A 15532-nucleotide genomic window follows, 5' to 3' on the forward strand; every position below is an offset into this window, starting at 1 on the left:
AAAATTTACTTAAATCTAGGCTGGTTTCCTATTAATTCTCAATAATTAATGTTTATTGAGAATATAGGCTCTTTCCAGAAAAGCCTCTAACCCTTTTGAATACTCATTTTTAGCTGGTTTTCTTACATCGAACTCAGGTTCAAAGGGAATATTCCCATTACCTCCGGGATAACCCGTAGACCCTTCTGTAATACAGGACATGGCGTTAGAATGGTGATTGCGCCCAGTCAGCAGACAAGAACGGGTGGGAGAACACAGTGCCGTTGTGTGTAGATTATTGTAGCGCAATCCATTAGCGGCTAGTGTGTCTAGGTTGGGTGTTTTGATGGGACTTCCATAATTTCCAAATTGTCCAAATCCTGTATCATCGAAAACGATAAATAGGATGTTTGGTGTATTTTCTTTTGCCCGTAATGGTTCTGGCCAAGCTGGACTGGATTTATCAACTGTCCGGCCGATGACTCCGGGGAAGGTAGTTCCGAGTTTGTATTCATGCAGAGACATAAATCTGACCTCTTGAGAATATTTAATTTTTAACAAAAACCCGGAAATTTTATATCCTCTTTAGGACAGGTTAAAAATCAGCAACCTTGCAAAAGGTCTGGTAATTTGAGACGATATCCTAGACCGTGCATGGTTTCAATGTGTTATGTGGCTGCGGTTTCTTTGGGAGGAATTGCTACAAAGGAAATTAATACTATCCTTTATCAAGCTATGATGCAAGAATCAGATCGGGTAGTTAAAGAACGGATTCAGATGATTTTTAATGTGTAAATATTCTAACTACTCATTTGTTGAATCAGTTATCTCTTTAATAAGATAATTATTCTGAACGCACTCAGCCAGTAACTCAGCAACTAAAAGGTCATCAGCATCATGAAAAATACCACAATGAGGCAAATTTTCTTCTTGATAGGATATTTCTAATGATATTTCTGCAAAAATATATTCTTTAGATTGTTGTATATTAATAACAGCAAATGAACCATCAGGTTTGAGATTGAAACCTTTTTTTGTCATAAATGTTATGACTTCAATAACATTTTTTATTTCCGTTTCTTTTTGAAAAAATTCAAGTAAATAGACAGACAAATACTTTTCCTTACGTTCTATTCGTTTTTCAAAAGCAGAACTCTGTACTATTCCATTTTCTAAGTACGAAGGTTTGCAATAACGCGTAACATTACCAGTTTCGATCTCTGTCATTTTTATATTTTTTGTTTATATTTGTTGGTGTATTTTTATATTTAAATCATTAAGATAATCAATTAGATCCATAGCATTCATCGAACCATTCAAAATAATTCGTTTACTTGTATGCGAACTTGGCTTAAAGATAACATAGTCTAAAAAGTAATCTTTTTGAAATCGTACAGTTATCGAATTGTTCCTATTTCTTTGCCATTTTACATAAAAAAGACCACTTTCACTTACTGTGATACTGCTAGGCTTAGAAATATTTCCAATTGTTCCAACAAATAAAAACATTGACTTTAGCGATTCTAAGGAAACATCATAGTCTTCTTCTGAATCACATAATTCTTTTAATTCACTAATTCGTTTAAAAAGATAATCATCCTTCAATTTAATAACATCAATACCATATTTTAGAATCTCTTCAAAGGTTGATAATTTATCTATTTGATCTATTTTAATTGATTTACTTTTTGGTTTTTCTAGATTGTCTGGTTTATGTTCTTCAATTCTGTTTGTTAAGTTTTTGGTTGTCAGTAAAATTTTGTTTTCATTGAATGTACGAAATCCCAAAGGAGATTTTTTTTCTATAAAAAACTTTGGTTCTTCTACAAAAAGAGAGGGACTACGGTACTCTTGATACTTTGGATTACTAGAGGTTAGTTTCATCTTCCTCCTCCATTAATTTTTCGATTTCATCTGAAGTTGGTATCTTTTGATTTGTCTTATCTTCAAATCCTCTCAGAGCTTCATCTAAAGAGCTTACAAGTGATTTTGCTGTAATGTGAGAAGCATTGAGTACCGCTTCTGCTTTTCCATTGCGTTTTAATAAGATTAAAATATCATTTTTAGATACTCCAATACCAAACGCGTTGAAATAAATACTGTTTAATTCACCAGATTCAATAATCTCTATCATGCTTTGTTCTTGATTGTTTTCTTCTGAATCCATGATCTTACCTCTTAGTGCTATCGTCTATCTTGTGGGTTGAGTAGAGAGAATGAAACCCAACAATCACCAATCGTTTAATTAATTATGGCATAAACACACTCAACTATCAACCTTATCCAACGCCTTCAACTCCTGCTTTAGTAACGTAAGTTGCTATATATCTTAAATCTTTAAAAATTCATTGCCCGAATTATCACACCAAGAAAACTAACTAAGCCAATTACAAGTAAAGCCACTCCGATAATTTCCGCACTGTGAGAGGTTTCGTAGGTATAGCGATTATTTTGAATTTGTTTAAGTAACTTACGGTGTTCTCTTAACCCTAAAACCATTCCCAACATTCCCGTCACAATAAAAGATAGTCCCACAATCACCGAAAATCTGACTGGGTTAAGGTGATGACTCAGACGAGTATTTTCAATTGCTCTAACAATGGTGGGAATCCCAAAACCAAAACCAATTAAGGAAAGACAGGTGCGTATCCACGCCATTAATGTGCGATCTGCTGCTGCTCGACTGCGGTATTTAGCTAGTTCTGTTCGATCTGCCGCTAAATCGTTGGTAGACAATTGTTCAGGTGTTTCTGATTTGATAAGTGGCTGATTCATTGTGGTAAGATGTGCCTGTAAATTACCTCTGAATAATTACTTTTATTGTTGTTTATTGAGTTCTTGATTCAGAAAATAATTGAGGAAAGTTCTAATTAAGGCAACAATTCCTAGTTTTCCTAGAGACTCAAATGTTGAATGATAGGTTGTGGAAAGAATATCTGCTCCTAATTGAAATTCTAATGCCAGCACTAGCCAAATGCCAAAGTTGAGCCGGATTTGCAGAAATCGGTTTTGACTATGATGATGATTTAGAGAAATCGCTATTTTTCCGCTTTTTAATACACCCAATAAAATACAAAAAACAGAAATTAATTCTAGTAAGAATTTGAGCAAAGTCACAACAAATGATAACCCGCTCTCTAGCTGTTCAAATAATGCCATAATTTAGCTTTTTTCACGCTCCAGGCATAGAGATTAATTACAATAGCCTTAGTGAATCAAAGTATTAAATTGGAAAATATCAAATCTCAAACTTTGCGTCTTTGCTCCTTTGTGTCTTTGCGCGAAACATAATTTATACCGCCATTATGTAACGGAAAAAACCGCATTTAGTTAGGTTGTTGCTCTAATTTGCGTTTATTCCAAATTGAGTAAAAACTACCTAGAAATGCTCCTAAAATTACATAAGCTATGAGTGTGGGAATTACCTTTTGTTCTACGTTATTCAAAATAGCGATAAACAAGGCTAAACCAACATTACGAGCAATACAGGAAATTGCTAAAATCGGTCGTGTATCATCATTGTTACCCCCTAAACTGTGTCCTATTATTAGAGAGGCGATTACCATAATTGTAATAACAACCATTGGTAATCCCCAAACTTTGAAAAATAGAGGAATCCCTAAAATACCAGCTAAAACAACCAGTACGAAAAAAAGACTATTAGCAATAAAATTTAAGGGTTGGGCGATATTTTCGGCAAATTGAGGCACAAACTTTTGCAGCAACAGACCGATACTGACAGGCAATAACTGTACCATGATCACTTGTCGGGTAACTTCTAAAATTGTCACTTTTTCTGAAATATTCTCAAATAGGGTGACAAAAATTTCCAAGGTAATAGGAGTAACGCAGACTGCAAGTATAGCGAGAGTTAACTGAAAACTCGCTGAGTAGGAAAATCTACATCCAGCCATTTGCGCTCGTTTTGTGGTCAGAGGCGCACCTGGAGAAGCCGCTAACAAGGCTAATCCTGTCATTACTTCTGGGGGTAAGTTAAACAGTTTTAGCAGGACAATAACCACTAGAGGAACTAGCACCACAACGGCTAAAAGCGCACGGAATAGTAAAGCAGGTTTTCGCCATAGGGAAAGCATTTCTTCAAAACAGAGATTGCTTCCTATGGCTAACATCAAAGAAAAAATCGTGATTTTAACGAAAATCAACAGTAAAGGATGGTGCATAGCTGGAAATTAAACCTCTTTCCTCTGCGTCCTCTGTGCCTCTGTGGTTCGATAAATTACTTCTTAAACCGCAGAGGAAAAAAAGATATTTTTCGGATCACTTGTTAACTACTATTGAACAAATAATATCTCTTAACCCAACTTTGTATTACTATCCCTGGTCATAGATATCTCCGAAATATTTATTGTGATAATTTCTACTCAAGCGGATAAAAGAATTACATAAAAAATCTCTAATTTTTCACTGTTGAAGATAATAATTAAATCTGGTTCGCAATTGTTCAATTGTTAAATCTTGCGTCCAATATTCTATTAAAGCATGACCAAATGCCCAAGCGTTACGATCTGGTGTAGAAGGGTTTTCTAACAATAATGGCCACAGGGATAATAAATCAAAGTTGCGGGTTTTGGAATTGTCTATATTTAATAGGGGAAAAAGTTCATAAGCCATTTGTAATTTACCAATCACTATGGGTAATTGTTCAATGGGAATTTGTTCTGCGAGTAAATAAGCCAGAGTAGGAGAACCTGTTGATAATGTGGAAATAAATTGCAAAACGGGACTTTTTAGTAATGCAGCAATTCCTTGGGTAGTTGTCATCTGAAATGTGTAATGCTCAATAATTGTAGCGGCTGTTGTGGTGCGAGTTTCTAAATTCCGTAAAAAGCGAGTTAACCGTAATTGTTTAGCCGGATCTATTGCTGCTAATAATCCTGAAGATAAGGCTTCTATATTCCAATCATTGCGATTATTTTTTGGATCATTTGTAACGACTGGTAAAACTAAATTAGCGAAATTTTCTAATAGTTGTTGGCGGTATTTTGTGGCTTCTCGAATAGAAATTTCTTTTGGTTTTTCTCCTTTTTCCCAATCATAAGGAGGTTGCCATTCACGGATAGGACGTAAACGATCTACTTGAGTTAAAATGGTAATAATCGGTAAATCTGCCACTTCTAATTTTACATCTTGGAGAAAATCTATATCCATTTGTAAAGCTGGATCTAGTGCTGGAGTAACTAATAATAGTAAATCAGCATTAATAGCATAATCAATCACTAAATCTCGCAAATCTTCCCGTTTTACCTGTTCATAACCGGGAGTATCCCAAAGGCTGAGAGTTTCCCCATTTTCTGTTTCCCAATGATAATTTTGAATTTTATCTGTACTGGGTAAAACATCAACCGCAGCTAATTCATTTTGAAAAAGAGTATTAATTAAACTACTTTTACCTGCACCTGTGCGCCCAATAATGAGAATATTTACGGGTTTTTGGGCAACGATTTCCGGGGGTTCAGCTTGGGTGAGAATGTCCCGCAGGGTTTGGGTTTTAACTTGGGGTAGGGTGGGGGTAGGTAATTCAATTTTAGTGCCTGCATAGAGAGCGATAGCTTGTTTACATAAGTTACGCAAAGCTGCTTCTCTTAATAGTTGACTCAAGTTTATTAATAATTCCTGAGAAGCGCGATTTCCCACACCTTCACTAGCTTTTTTTGCCACCGCAGTAAGAGGATTTAATACCCATTGCGCCCAATTCCAAACTTTCCATAATTTACGGGCAGATGGTTCTAATTTACGATAAACTTCATAGGTTTGATAAGCTTGGCCAACGGTAACTTGATTGAGAACAGGAGATAATTTTTGCATCCATTGATCCATATCATCTACTGTACCCCGAATTAAACCGTAAACTTGGGGAATGTAAATATTTAAAAGCGGATATTTAACTTGAGGATTATAAATATGAGAAATTGCTACTACTAAATCTTGACATCTTCGCCAAAAAGTTTGCCAATCTTCCCAAATAGGTAAATCATTTGCGGCTGCGGTAAGAATATTTTGTAATGCGGTTTCTACTGCTTTAGTCCTATCTGTTTCGATGACTAAATTATTCTCTGTGGTAGTTTCTAATTCTTCTCGAACTTCTGCAAATACAGCTTCAATTTGATTTATTGCCGGTTTAGTCCAGCGTACCAGCAACCACCGCCAACCGACAAATACAAATGTAAATACAGCCCAAATCCAACTTAATCCCCAAGCGTGAATTTGCGTTCCTGCGGAAATGAGAAGGAAGGAGATAATTACCGCAATTGGTGAAACTAAGATTATCCATTGCCAGAGTTTTAAACGGATCATTGTTTGATAACTTTTTGGGTTGTGGATGTTGGATTAGTGATTTACTACTTATTTTACCAGGGAAATTTACCAGAAAAATAACACTCACGGTGGGTGTTGATATCATCAGATGACAAATACGCAAGATAAAGTATGAAGAATGAAGGATTAAATTGATTTTTTTAGTCTTCATTCTCCATCTTTCAACCTTTCCTTAACCGAGCTTTTCATATACTTTGAACATCGGCAAATACATAGCCAGCAAAATTGTCCCCACCATTCCCCCCAGCACCACAATCATTACTGGTTCTAAAATACTGGTGAGTGATTTAACTGCCTGTTCTACTTCATCTTCATAAAAATCGGCGACTTTCATCAACATTGCATCTAGTTGTCCCGTTTCTTCACCAATACTCATCATCTGAATTGCCATAGCTGGAAAAACGTTTTCTGTGAGCAAAGCAACACTAATCATCCCCCCTTGTTGAACCTCTTCACGGGCAGCGTCAATGGCATTAGCAATAACCTGGTTTCCTGATGTATCTCGCACAATTTCTAAACAAGTTAAAATCGGGACTCCAGAGCGAGTCAATGAACCAAAAGTCCGACTAAAACGGGCAATAGCAGATTTTTGAATCAAATCACCAAATAAAGGTAGCTTTAGGGCAATACTATCAATCTGTAACCTACCAACAGGGGTTTTGTAATACTGCTTATAAAGAAACGATAATACAAATAAAATCCCAATAACCAACAAAGACCAATAGCTTCGTAAGACTTTACTACAGGTCATTAAGAATAATGTAAGTGGTGGTAATTCTGCTCCTATGGATACAAAAATATCTGCGAAAATTGGAATCAGAAAAACTGTCATGCCCACAAAGATAGCAGTTGCTAAAAAACCCACAACCACTGGATAAGACATAGCTGATTTAATTTGATTCTGTAATCGTGCCATATCTTCTAATAATTTAGCTAGACGATTTAAGACTTCATCCAACACACCCCCAACTTCGCCAGCTTGTACCATACTCACATACAAACCATCAAAACACTCAGGATGTTTACGCATGGAATCTGAGAGGTTAATTCCAGTCTGAACATCGCCACAAATTTCTACTAAAGCAGCTTTAAGTTTAGGATTACTACATTGCTCAGAAAGTACAGTCAAGCCTCTGACTATGGCTACACCCGCATTTACTAAAGCAGCAAATTGACGGGAAAAAACTGCTTTATCCTTAACAGAAACCTTGACAAAGGAATTCTTAATCTTTTGGATATCGAACCGAGAAGCCAAGCTTTGAGATTCTTTTAAATCTTGAATAATAAAACCTTGATTTATAATATTATTGCGAGCATCAGTCAAGGAATCAGCGGTAAATTTTTCGGTTCTGGATTTTCCTTGAGAATCACGAATACGAGTAACGTAGGTAGGCATAATATTTATTTAAAATTTTAGAATTGGTCAGTTGTTAGTAGGGGCGAAGCATTTGGAAGATAAATTATCGGTCATTGCCAAAAATAGTTCTCCAAATGCTTCGCCCGTACAGTTGTCAGTTGTCATTGGAATAATTCTTTTACCCTGCTCCCTGCTCCCTGCCCCCTGCCTGTTAACGTAATTTAGCTCCTGCTGGGGCTGTTGCACCAATTAGACGCTGGACTTCATCTGGTTTAGAAGTTTTAGATATTGCTGCTTCAAAAGAAATAGTTCCAGCTTTGTACAAATCAGCTAAAACTTTTTCTAGAGTTTGCATTCCCAATTTACCACCCGTCTGAATAGCTGAGTAAATTTGTGCTGTTTTTCCTTCCCGAATTAAGTTAGAAATAGCGGGAGTGATAATCATAATTTCTTGAGCCATTACTCGCCCATATTCACCTGACTTGACATTTTTCTTAGGTACTAAAGTCTGACTAAAAACTGCGACTAAGGAGTTAGACAACTGCACCCGCACCTGAGTTTGTTTTTCTGAGGGAAAAACGTCAATAATCCGGTCAACGGTTTGTGCGGCAGAACTTGTATGTAGTGTACCAAATACCAAGTGACCTGTTTCTGCGGCGGAAATCGCCAACGCAATGGTTTCCAAGTCCCGCATTTCTCCTACCAGAATAATATCGGGATCTTCTCGTAAAGCTGCTTTTAAAGCATTAGCAAAACTCTTCGTATCTTCTCCTAATTGGCGTTGGTGAACTAGACTTTTGATTGGTTCATAAACAAATTCCACAGGGTCTTCAACTGTTAAAATATGTTCTGCCCTAGTGCGGTTAATTAAGTCAATCATTGCCGCTAGGGTAGTAGTCTTCCCAGAACCAGTTGGACCTGTGACGAGAATTAGTCCTCTAGGTTTTTCCGTCATTTCCCGGACTATATCTGGCAAACCTAATTTTTCAAAGTTAGGAATTTTAGAACTTAATGCTCGTAAACAAGCAGCATAAGCACCACGTTCTTTATAGACATTCACCCGGAACCTAGCTAATCCTTTGACACCGTAAGAACAATCTAATTCCCATGTTTGCTCTAAAGTTTTGCGCTGAGTGTTATTGAGCATACTGAAAATTAGCCTTTGACATTCATCAGCCGTCAATATGTTTTCACCAATAGGTGTCAGACGTCCACTAATCCGAAAATAGGGAGGCAATCCAGCGGATAGGTGCAAGTCTGACCCACCTCTAGTAATTAGTTCTTCCATCAAGTCTTCAATCATCATTTCCATAGTCTGATTTCGTTCCCATTAATTAACAATAAAAAACTTAAAACTCTCAATTCAAAATGTGCGGCTAATCTGTAAAGCAAGGTGTCATACAGTAAGGACAATCTAACCATTCTGGTTGTAATTCCCCACTACAAGTCAGACAAGTCAGACCACTTTTGCGTTTAGCTTTTAATTCAGCCTCTAAACCTTTATCTGTAAGTGTTACTCGCTCTACTTCTTCTAAGGTAGTTGCTCCTTGACGAACTAAGTCCAAACTGTAAGCTAGTAAGGTTTTCATCCCCTCTTCAACAGCTACTTCTTTAATCTTTTCTGTAGGTGCTTCCTTGTTGATCAGAGTTTGTAATTTTTCAGTAATCCGCATTACTTCATAAACCCCACAACGCCCCTTGTAGCCAACACCACCACATTTTTGACAAAGATTTTTATGGCTGGCTATTTCTTCTGGTGGAATAGTATTGGCTTTGTAGAAAGTTACCTGAGCTTCTTGGGAAACGGATAGACCATAGCGAGCTAGTTCTTTAATGGTCGGAGTGTATGCTATACGACATTCAGCACAGACACGACGAACTAGACGTTGTGCTAAAACACCAATTAAAGAACTGGAAATCATGAAAGGTTCAATACCCATTTCTCCCAAGCGAGCGATCGCTCCTGGCGCATCATTAGTGTGTAAAGTAGTTAATACCAAGTGACCGGTTAATGCTGCCTCAATCGCCGTTTTCGCAGTTTCCCGATCCCGTGTTTCCCCCACCAGCAACACATCTGGATCTTGACGCAAGAAAGCCCGCAAGACCGTCGAGAAATCCAACCCCTTTTCCCGAATTACCTGTACTTGAGTAATCCCCGGTAAACTATACTCAATTGGATCTTCTACTGTACTGATATTAATCCCCGGATCATTCTTTTCTGATAGTGCCGAATACAACGAAGTAGTTTTACCCGAACCAGTTGGTCCCGTCACTAAAATCAACCCGAATGGCTTACTAAACATATCCTTAACAATATTTAAGGTTTCTGGGTCAGTAATTAACTTATCCAAACCTAATTGAGTTGTAGAGTTATCTAAAATCCGTACAACAACCTTTTCTCCATAGCGACTAGGTAGAGTATTTACCCGGAAATCCACCTTTCTTCCGGCAAATATCCGGCGAATCCGGCCATCTTGAGGTAAACGTCTTTCAGCAATGTCCAGGTTAGAAATAATTTTAAATCGGGCTGTTACTGCTGGGATAATTTTTTTCGGCATATTATCAAATGCCTCACGTAATACCCCATCCTTACGGAAACGAATCCGTAAATATTCTTCCTGCGGTTCAATGTGAATATCCGAAACACCCTCAGTTAAAGCCTTCAACAAAATCCGATTCACAAGTTTAATGATTGGTGCATGATCAGCACCCTTCATAGCATTATCTAAATCAACATCATTATCACTACTTTCATCTATGTCCAGAGTCCCTAGATTGTCTAAATCACCCTTGACATCATAATTTTTTTGCCGGTCTAATATCTTTCGGCGTGCCGCTTGTTCATTTAAAAATTTGTTAATGATGTCCTGATAATCTTTCTGGGTAATTACCCTGCGTTGAAAAGACAAGCCTTGGGAACGCAAAATCTGATTAAGATCATCAGAAGCATCTAAATTATCTGGATCAACCATAGCCACCAACACATAAGGTGGGCTTTGGTTATCATTTCTTGACAGTGGGATTAAGTGATGCCGACGACAGATATCAACAGGAATGAGGGTTTGAATTAAATTCCCCACGTTTGTTGTATCAATTTCGTAGATTTCGGGATCAAGAGACTCAACGCCGTATAAAATTTTGAGTTCAAATAAATGTTGTTTTTTGTATTCTGTGACAAACTCAGGTGATAATTTTCGCTCAGTAATTGATTCTAATACTTCTGTCAGTGGTTTACCGGACTTGCGGCTGGCAATTACAGCCTGCTTCATTTGTTCATTATTGACATAGCCAGACGTTACTAATTTATTACCGAAAGGCGAAAACTCAGTTCTTGTAGTCAGGGCAGTGCTACGCCGTTGTGGTGATGAGTAAGTCATAAGCAATTGGGTTAGGGTAGAGAAACCTCTTTTATGAACTACCCCATCTTACTTCGTTGAAGATGGGGTTTCTACATCCCCTTAAATTTCAGTCAACAACCTTTTTACAAAAAGGCAGGAGTTAAGAGGCAGGGGCAGGAGGTTATGAGTATCTCACAATAGAATAATAAGCTGTCGCGCACTTAAATTGTATAATTTGGAGGTGGAAACCCGCCTATAGCCCAGATTGGGTTCAAAAACTAGATGCGTGACAGCTTAGTGGTATCACTTCCTGCCAAAATATTGGTAATTTAAAAAGCAGTCCGTCGTCAGCGGGTTGTTGAAAAGGGGGATTTAAACCCAAAATTAGCTTACTAGCTGAATGCTCGTTAAATTTCTGCTGTTAAAAGCATCTGGAATGAGTAAATAATAGTAAACGAAAATAAACAGGTACACTATATAAGCCAGGAATTAGGCTAATCAACTCAAGATATAGCCAGCAGTTGCTAAAGTCACCGAACACATCTAAGTTTACCTCAAACCATTCTTCTCAGCACTTAAGTGACTGAATTTACCACATACCACATATTCTTATGAAAAGTGACTCTCCGTCCGAAATTAACTCCAACGAACCTGGATACGAGGTTAATGAGCAAGCAGCAAACCAAATAAATGAACAGGGAGATAACATACTCACTGAAGAACATGGTGATGCTAAAGCCAATCCTATTGAAGTAGATATCGCTGTTTTAGCAGAGTTAAATCAACAAATTGAAACGCTTAAAACTCAACTAGAAGACCGTAGCACTCAGTATATGCGAATTGCCGCAGATTTTGAGAATTATCGCAAACGAACTGCCAAAGAAAAAGAAGAAATTGACTTACAGGTAAAGCGAAATACAATTACAGAATTGCTACCTGTTGTAGATAATTTTGAGCGAGCACGAGCGCACCTCAAACCCCAAGGTGATGGCGAAATGACAATTCATAAGAGTTATCAAGGGGTTTACAAACAGTTAGTGGATTGTTTAAAACGTCTAGGTGTAGCACCCATGCGCCCTGAAGGTCAAGAATTTGACCCAAATTTGCATGAAGCCGTCATGCGAGAACCGACAGATGAACATCCAGAAGGAACAGTTTTAGAAGAGTTAGTTCGCGGCTACTATTTTGGTGAGCGTGTCCTCCGTCATGCCATGGTGAAAGTAGCTGCTCCCAGAGAAGATATATCTTTAGAATCAGAAGATTTGTCTAGCCAAGATAACGGTTAACATGAACTACCCCTGGCTAACTTCGTTTGAGCCAGGGGTTTCTACATCCCCTAGCGGAGCCTGAGATTTTTGACGCTTCGCACGACCTAGTACCGCAGGGCGGAAATAAAGCAACCATATTCAAAGCTTTGGCACTCATGTTTTTGACTTCTAATTTTTCAGTAACTACCGTGCTATTACCGCTGATTATTCGTGTAGTTTCTTGGTGAACAAAGTTCTGACGTTGGTTATTCAACCCACATTCCGCACCCCCCAGTGTCACAATCGGTAATTTCGGATTTTTGAATACATTTAATGATAATTTTGATACAAAACTGTCGAAATCTTAGGTGGCTATCGCCAATCTCAAATCCCCAAACGACCATTTTTCGTTGTGTGACAGTTTAGGGTGCGGAAGGTGGGATTCAAGTATGGCATTGCAAGAGTGTTAGGATATCGAACATGGGCTGTGTGTGGTTTTCGAGTTGTTATTTTGGAAGACTATAACTCTACTACATCAGCCCTCTCTCTTCATACTCTTTTTTTGGCAGTATTGTTATGGGAAAAGTTATTGGGATTGACTTAGGGACTACGAATAGTTGTGTAGCTGTTTTGGAATCTGGGCAACCAAAAGTAATTGCCAACTCCGAAGGTGGACGCACTACCCCTAGTATTGTAGCCTTTGGTAAAGGGAAAGATCGCCTCATCGGACAATTAGCAAAGCGACAAATTATAACTAATGCCGAAAACACAGTCTACAGTATTAAAAGATTTATCGGTCGTCGCTGGGAAGATACAGAATTAGAGCGCAGTCGCGTCCCTTATAATTGCATCAAAGGAAGAGATAATACCGTTGATGTCCAAATTCGCGGACAAAATTACACACCCCAAGAAATATCCGCTATGGTCTTGAAAAAACTCAAGCAAGACGCGGAAAATTTCTTAGGTGACGAAGTGACAAAAGCCGTAATTACCGTACCAGCATATTTTACAGATGCCCAAAGACAAGCCACAAAAGATGCAGGTACTATTGCTGGACTAGAAGTATTAAGAATTATCAACGAACCCACTGCCGCCGCCCTAGCCTTCGGTCTAGACAAACAAGATCAAGAGCAATTAATTTTAGTATTTGACTTAGGAGGGGGGACATTTGACGTATCTATTCTCCAACTAGGAGATGGAGTTTTTGAAGTTAAAGCCACCTGTGGTAATAATCATCTCGGCGGAGACGACTTTGATAATGCCATTGTTTGCTGGATGGTAGAGCGATTTCTAGCAGAAGAGAAAATAGACATTACCCAAGACAAAATGGCACTCCAACGCCTGCGAGAAGCCGCGGAAAAAGCCAAAGTTGAACTATCTAGCATGGTTATTACCTCCATTAACCTGCCATTTATCACTGCTGATGCTACTGGACCAAAGCATCTGGAAATGGAACTCAGTCGTTCTCAATTTGAAGAACTAACAGGGAGTTTAATTCAGGAGACTATCGCCCCAATGATGCAAGCCCTCAAAGATGCAGAAGTCAAACCGCAGAATATAGATAAGATTATTTTAGTAGGAGGTTCTACCCGCATTCCTGCTGTTCAAAATGCCCTGATCAAATTTTTCAATGGCAAAATCCCAGATCATTCCGTCAACCCTGATGAAGCAGTAGCACTAGGTGCAGCTATCCAAGCCGGAGTTTTGGGAGGAGAATTAAATACCCTATTACTGTTAGATGTCACACCTCTATCTTTAGGGATTGAAACACTAGGAGAAGTATTCACCAAAATTATTGCCCGGAATACCACTATTCCCACTAGCAAAGCTCAAATATTTTCTACAGCCGTTGATGGTCAAACCTCCGTAGAAGTCCATGTCCTCCAAGGAGAACGCTCCATGGCCAAGGATAACAAAAGTCTAGGGCAGTTTCTCCTCAGTGGGATTCCTCCTGCTCCTCGCGGCATTCCCCAAATTGAAGTGGCTTTTGAAATTGATGTGAATGGCATTCTCAAAGTTGCGGCTCAAGATAAAGGTACAGGTAGAGAACAAAGTATTCGGATTACAAGTACAGGCGGTTTAAGTAACAACGAAATTGAGCAAATGCGGCAACAAGCTAAGTTATTTTCCGAAGAAGATCAAAGACGTAAAGAACTGGTGAAACTCAAAAACCAAGCAAATAATCTCTTGTTTACTTATGCTTCAACATTACGGGATAATGCCAATTTACTCAGTGAGCAGTTGATAGCTTTGGCTAATCAGAAAGTTGAACAATTGCAAACGGCAATGAACAATCCGAATATGTCCCCCACACAGTTTAAGACCCTTTTAGAGGATTTCCAGCAAACTATCTTTGCTATTGGTACAAATGTTTACAACCAGGTTGATAATAAAGATTTAAAATCAGAAGCTGCCACGCAAATAAATCTTACCTAAGAATATCATCCTGCTTCAAGCAACACACAAATACCTCAATTCAACATTAATTTAGATCAGGAAAATAACTCACAAGCTGATTATTTAGAGAAGCAAGGATATATTTTCTTCATCTACCAGGGGTAGAAACAGTTTGATAATTTCTACCCATAACTATCCATATATTACTGTTTGTCCAAGTCTTCAATTAATTGATCAACAAATTCCCTTAACCGTTGTTGCTGTGTTAGGGACGGTTTTAATTTTTACCCTCTGTCCTTTCCGACCTTTAAAACAAATTGGTTGAGCGTCTAACTCAGCTTTGAGGATTTTCTTAGCACCAATTTTATTATTTTTCTCAAATGGCATTGACTTTAACCTTGTAAGTTGGTATACTAACTATACTACAACATTGAAAGGTCGAGTCAATGCTTTTATCATTCAAAACTGCACTAATTCCAAATAACCGACAGATTACAGCTTTTCGCAAAGCCTCTGGAGTAGCTAGACACGCCTATAACTGGGCAAATGCTCAAATCAAGGATATTTTAGCTGCTCAAAAAGAAGGCGAAAAACTTAAACTTCCCTCAGCGATTGACTTACATAAAAAGTTAGTCGCTGAGGTTAAGTATGAATCCGCTTGGTATTACGAAGTTAACAAAAATATCCCTCAGAAGGCGTTAGCTGACTTACGCCAAGCATGGGATAGGTGTTTTAGGAAGACATCAAAACAACCACGATTCAAGAAAAAAGGACAACACGATTCTTTCTATTTAGAATCAGGAACTAAGGCGAAACCAGCGATTAAAAATGATGGTAAAAGAATTAAATTACCGTCAATTGGCTGGGTACGATTAGCC

At 38.1% G+C, this 15532-nt stretch carries 17 protein-coding genes and 1 pseudogene; 5 read left to right on the plus strand and 13 right to left on the minus strand.

Features of this window, described 5'->3' with window-relative positions; all coding sequences use genetic code 11:
* Positions 1 to 45: 45 nt before the first annotated feature.
* Positions 46 to 504, minus strand: coding sequence for a sulfatase-like hydrolase/transferase (locus tag PN450_RS03740; protein WP_271835462.1), 459 nt, complete (start codon positions 502 to 504; stop codon positions 46 to 48).
* 129 nt (positions 505 to 633) lie between these two features.
* Between PN450_RS03740 and PN450_RS03745 the strand changes: the two genes are divergently transcribed.
* On the plus strand, positions 634 to 774 hold the full coding sequence (locus tag PN450_RS03745; protein WP_271835463.1) for a hypothetical protein: 141 nt from the start codon (positions 634 to 636) through the stop codon (positions 772 to 774).
* Positions 775 to 783: 9 nt separating this feature from the next.
* On the opposite strand, the gene PN450_RS03750 is transcribed toward PN450_RS03745, so the two are convergent.
* The 8 genes from PN450_RS03750 to PN450_RS03785 all read right to left on the minus strand — a co-directional run bounded on the left by PN450_RS03750 (position 784) and on the right by PN450_RS03785 (position 7711).
* Complete coding sequence (locus PN450_RS03750) at positions 784 to 1206, minus strand: hypothetical protein (RefSeq protein WP_271835464.1); 423 nt, start codon at positions 1204 to 1206, stop codon at positions 784 to 786.
* Positions 1207 to 1221: 15 nt separating this feature from the next.
* Positions 1222 to 1863, minus strand: coding sequence for a hypothetical protein (locus tag PN450_RS03755; protein WP_148765097.1), 642 nt, complete (start codon positions 1861 to 1863; stop codon positions 1222 to 1224).
* Complete coding sequence (locus PN450_RS03760; protein ID WP_148765095.1) at positions 1847 to 2146, minus strand: hypothetical protein; 300 nt, start codon at positions 2144 to 2146, stop codon at positions 1847 to 1849. Before PN450_RS03760 ends, PN450_RS03755 begins: the two co-directional genes overlap by 17 nt.
* Positions 2147 to 2316: 170 nt before the next feature.
* A complete protein-coding gene (locus PN450_RS03765; protein ID WP_148765093.1) occupies positions 2317 to 2754 on the minus strand; it encodes a YidH family protein in 438 nt (145 codons plus the stop codon).
* 42 nt (positions 2755 to 2796) lie between these two features.
* Entirely contained in the window at positions 2797 to 3138 is a 342-nt protein-coding gene (locus tag PN450_RS03770) for a DUF1622 domain-containing protein (protein WP_015080033.1), read from the minus strand.
* A gap of 167 nt (positions 3139 to 3305) precedes the next feature.
* Positions 3306 to 4160, minus strand: coding sequence for a bile acid:sodium symporter family protein (locus PN450_RS03775; protein WP_271835465.1), 855 nt, complete (start codon positions 4158 to 4160; stop codon positions 3306 to 3308).
* Positions 4161 to 4401: 241 nt separating this feature from the next.
* Entirely contained in the window at positions 4402 to 6294 is a 1893-nt protein-coding gene (locus PN450_RS03780; RefSeq protein WP_271835466.1) for a GTPase family protein, read from the minus strand.
* 193 nt (positions 6295 to 6487) lie between these two features.
* Positions 6488 to 7711 (minus strand): type II secretion system F family protein, encoded by a 1224-nt coding sequence (locus tag PN450_RS03785; protein WP_271835467.1) that lies wholly within the window; start codon positions 7709 to 7711, stop codon positions 6488 to 6490.
* Positions 7712 to 7742: 31 nt separating this feature from the next.
* Here PN450_RS03785 and PN450_RS03790 point away from each other — a divergent pair, with 31 nt between their 5' ends.
* Entirely contained in the window at positions 7743 to 7892 is a 150-nt protein-coding gene (locus PN450_RS03790) for a hypothetical protein (protein ID WP_168204467.1), read from the plus strand.
* Here PN450_RS03790 and PN450_RS03795 read toward each other — a convergent pair.
* Both PN450_RS03795 and PN450_RS03800 read right to left on the minus strand, forming a co-directional pair.
* Complete coding sequence (locus PN450_RS03795; protein ID WP_148765085.1) at positions 7884 to 8984, minus strand: type IV pilus twitching motility protein PilT; 1101 nt, start codon at positions 8982 to 8984, stop codon at positions 7884 to 7886. The two genes, PN450_RS03790 and PN450_RS03795, sit on opposite strands and share 9 nt — an antisense overlap.
* A 64-nt stretch (positions 8985 to 9048) precedes the next feature.
* Positions 9049 to 11049 carry a GspE/PulE family protein gene (locus tag PN450_RS03800; RefSeq protein WP_271835468.1) on the minus strand — a complete coding sequence of 667 codons (2001 nt, stop codon included), beginning with the start codon at positions 11047 to 11049 and terminating at the stop codon, positions 9049 to 9051.
* 572 nt (positions 11050 to 11621) lie between these two features.
* Here PN450_RS03800 and grpE point away from each other — a divergent pair.
* Positions 11622 to 12296 carry a nucleotide exchange factor GrpE gene (gene grpE / locus PN450_RS03805; RefSeq protein ID WP_271835469.1) on the plus strand — a complete coding sequence of 225 codons (675 nt, stop codon included), beginning with the start codon at positions 11622 to 11624 and terminating at the stop codon, positions 12294 to 12296.
* A gap of 124 nt (positions 12297 to 12420) precedes the next feature.
* On the opposite strand, the pseudogene PN450_RS24180 reads toward grpE, so the two are convergent.
* A pseudogene (locus tag PN450_RS24180) lies at positions 12421 to 12525 on the minus strand (zinc ribbon domain-containing protein); the annotation flags it as partial.
* Between the two features lie 308 nt (positions 12526 to 12833).
* Between PN450_RS24180 and dnaK the strand changes: the two are divergent.
* Positions 12834 to 14693 (plus strand): molecular chaperone DnaK, encoded by a 1860-nt coding sequence (gene dnaK / locus PN450_RS03815; protein WP_417033735.1) that lies wholly within the window; start codon positions 12834 to 12836, stop codon positions 14691 to 14693.
* A 195-nt stretch (positions 14694 to 14888) separates the two neighbouring features.
* Here the strand turns inward: dnaK and PN450_RS03820 are convergent, their stop codons facing one another.
* Positions 14889 to 15041, minus strand: a complete 153-nt coding sequence (locus tag PN450_RS03820; protein ID WP_233466900.1) for a hypothetical protein — start codon at positions 15039 to 15041, stop codon at positions 14889 to 14891.
* A 59-nt stretch (positions 15042 to 15100) separates the two neighbouring features.
* On the opposite strand from PN450_RS03820, the gene PN450_RS03825 reads away from it, so the two are divergent.
* Positions 15101 to 15532, plus strand: a 432-nt coding sequence (locus tag PN450_RS03825; protein ID WP_271835470.1) for a transposase, incomplete at its 3' end; no start/stop codon positions are given.

This window comes from Dolichospermum lemmermannii CS-548 (assembly GCF_028330815.1).
Lineage (GTDB): Bacteria > Cyanobacteriota > Cyanobacteriia > Cyanobacteriales > Nostocaceae > Dolichospermum > Dolichospermum lemmermannii.